The following is a 2,056-nucleotide window of genomic DNA, read 5'->3' as shown; positions in this document are numbered from 1 at the left end:
AGCCTTGACCGGAGCACGCCCGATCAGGCCTACTTCAACCCGCTTCCGCAACGCGCGGCAGCGTAACCCCGGCAGACGCTCCACTTAGCGAACCGAAAACGCTGTTCAACCAAACCGAGCCACCTCACAGTTCCGGGAGCCTGCCACCTCAAGACGTTCACCAGCACATCAATGACGACGGCACTCAACTGCTCTATTCCCACCCCATAAAGCCTCATGCTCTCTTTACTCAGGGCTCGCGACGGGAACCCACAGATCTACGCAGTCTCGTCAGGCTTTAACCCGAATTGCTCTTCTACGATCTGACGCATGATGAATTTCTGGACCTTGCCGGTGACGGTCATGGGGAACTCGTCTACGAACTGGACGTAGCGCGGGATCTTCTGGTGGGCGATCTGTCCCTGGCAGAACGCCCGCACCTCGTCCTCCGTCATCGTCTCACCCTCGCGAACTCTGATCCACGCGCAGAGCTCTTCACCGTACCTCGGGTCGGGCACGCCAAAGACCTGGACCTGCTGGATCTTCGGATGGCGGAAGAGGAACTCCTCGATCTCGCGTGGGTAGAGGTTCTCACCTCCCCGGATCACCATGTCCTTGATGCGGCCGACGATGTTGCAGTATCCCTCGTCGTCCAGAATGGCGAGGTCACCGGTATGCATCCAGCGTGCGGCGTCGATCACCTCCGCCGTTTTCTCAGCCTCGCCCCAGTACCCGAGCATGACGGAGTAGCCCCGCGTGCACAGCTCGCCCGACTGACCGCGCTGGACTATGCGTCCCTCCGTATCCACGATCTTCACCTCAAGGTGGGGGTGAATGCGGCCAACTGTGGAGACGCGCCGCTCCGTCGGGTCGTCGACCGCGCTCTGAAAGCTGACCGGGCTGGTTTCCGTCATGCCGTAGGCGATGGTGACCTCACGCATGTTCATCTGCTCGACGACACGTCGCATCACCTCGATAGGGCAGGGTGCCCCTGCCATGATCCCAGTGCGCAGGGTGCTGAAATCGAAACGTGCGAACTCCGGATGGTCCAGCTCGGCGATGAACATGGTGGGGACGCCGTAGAGCGCAGTACAACCTTCGGCCTGCACCGCCTCCAGGGTCGCCAGTGGGTCGAAGCCTTCGCCTGGATAGACCATGGCGCAGCCATGGGTCACCGCCGCGAGGTTGCCCATCACCATACCGAAGCAGTGATAGAGGGGGACCGGGATGCAGATCCGGTCCGCCGCAGTCAGCTGCATGGCGCGGCCGACGAAGTAACCGTTGTTGAGGATGTTGTGGTGGGTCAGCGTGACACCCTTCGGCGAGCCAGTGGTGCCACTGGTGAACTGGATGTTCACCGCGTCATCGAACTGGAGCAGGCTGGCAAGCTCGCGGAGCTCGGCACGCTCGGCCTCGCCACCCCGGGCGGCAACATCGTCAAAGGGGATCGCGCCCGACGCTGGCGGTCCACCGATCTGGATCACAGCACGCAGCTGCGGCAGCCGCGCTGAAGAGAGCTGGCCTGGGATGGAGGCGGCGAGTTCCGGTGCAAGAGCGTTGACCATCCCGATGTAGTCGCTGTTCTTAAAGGCGGTTGCTGTCACCAGGGCCACACAGCCGACCTTATTCAGAGCGAACTCCAGCTCGGACAGGCGATAGGCCGGATTGATCGTCACCAGGATTAACCCCGCCCGCGCGGCGGCGAACTGGGTCAGCGTCCATTCCGCGCGGTTGAGAGACCAGATGCCGATCCGGTCGCCCCGCCGGAGGCCAAGTGCAAGCAAGCCGGCCGCGAAGGCGTCGGCATGGTCCCTTAGCTCGTGCCAGGTCCATCGGATATCTTGGGCGCGCGCGATCAGAGCAGTTTGATCTGCCCAGGTGACAGCGGCACGGTCAAGCGCCTGCCCGATAGTCACGCCGAGCAACGGCTCACCATTGGCGCCATGGACATAGCTAGTTTCCGTCCACAAACGGCAAACGTTTGATTTCACTACGTGAATCATAGCTTTGCGCGAGCAAGGCCCGGCGGTTTCAGGTATCTTGGATCATGCCACTGAGTCCAAAGCCCTGCCAGCGC

1 protein-coding gene is annotated in these 2,056 nt (G+C 62.1%); it reads right to left on the bottom strand.

From position 1 onward, the window contains the following. Positions 1-257: 257 nt before the first annotated feature. Positions 258-1,970, bottom strand: a complete 1,713-nt coding sequence (locus FS320_RS42265; protein WP_420846850.1) for an AMP-binding protein — start codon at positions 1,968-1,970, stop codon at positions 258-260. Positions 1,971-2,056 lie beyond the last annotated feature (86 nt).

The sequence above is a fragment of the Microvirga tunisiensis genome, assembly GCF_009296175.1.
GTDB lineage: Bacteria > Pseudomonadota > Alphaproteobacteria > Rhizobiales > Beijerinckiaceae > Microvirga > Microvirga tunisiensis.
Note: the sequence above shows the minus strand (reverse complement) of the source record. Positions and strands in the feature narration are given on the sequence as shown.